Genomic DNA, 896 nt, shown 5'->3' on the forward strand with positions numbered 1-896 from the left:
CGGCGGGACATCACGTCGGTCATCGCCCAGTGCACCCGTGATTCGGAGCTGGCCGGCAGATGCTCATACTCGCGGACCAGCCGCCGGTGGAGCATCAAGGTGCCGTTGGTCTGCTCGACGATCCAGCGTCCCCGCTGGGGGACGAACCCATGGTCGGCAGGGTTGCGCTGGACGATCTCCACGTCGATCCCAAGGTTGGCGCCATGGTCGACGACGGTGTTCTTGAAGCCCTGGTCGACCAGGGCCTTGGTTACCGTGCCGGAGGTCTGCGCGGCGACCCGGTCCAGCAGGGCCATCCCCGCGACGTTGTCGTGTGCCGAGGCGGCCAGCACCACCACCGCGATGACCAGGCCAAACACGTCCACAGCCAGGCCCCGTTTTCGGCCGGGCACCTTCTTGGCCGCGTCCCGGCCCGTCGTCGTGGCGGGGACCCCGGCCGCCGCGCGGACGCTCTGGGTGTCCAGCACCACCAGGCTCGGGTCGGCTAATCGCCTTTTGCTCTCCCGGACGTGCCAGCGCAGCAGGTCATGGATCTTCTGGGCGGTGCCGTCGTCACGCCACTTGGCGAAGTAGTAGTAGACCGCGCCGCCCGGCGGCAGGTCATGGGGCAGATAGTCCCACTGGACGCCGGTCCGGCCCTGGTAGAAGATCGCGTTCACGATCGCACGCATCGCGTATTTGCCCTGGTGGCCGCTGACGGAGCGGTGGGCCGCCTTCCACGCCGTGATCACCGGCTCGATCAGCGCCCATTGTTCGTCGGATAAGTCGCTCGGGTACGGCTTGCGCTCGCTCACCCGGCTATCCCAGCACAGGGCAGCCCGCCGACGGGCGGTAACGCTACAAATCCATCCGATCACACTGCGACATCATGGACTTCGCCTCGCGTAACGCCCTCT

The 896-nt window shown here is 67.4% G+C and carries 1 protein-coding gene; it reads right to left on the reverse strand.

The genetic code is table 11. From position 1 onward, the window contains the following. Positions 1-794: IS5 family transposase (locus tag ACTWQA_RS59125; protein WP_443167522.1), on the reverse strand; the 794-nt coding region annotated here is incomplete at its 3' end. Between the last annotated feature and the right edge of the window lie 102 nt (positions 795-896).

Source organism: Nonomuraea sp. 10N515B (assembly GCF_052245915.1).
In the GTDB taxonomy this organism is placed as follows: Bacteria; Actinomycetota; Actinomycetes; order Streptosporangiales; family Streptosporangiaceae; genus Nonomuraea.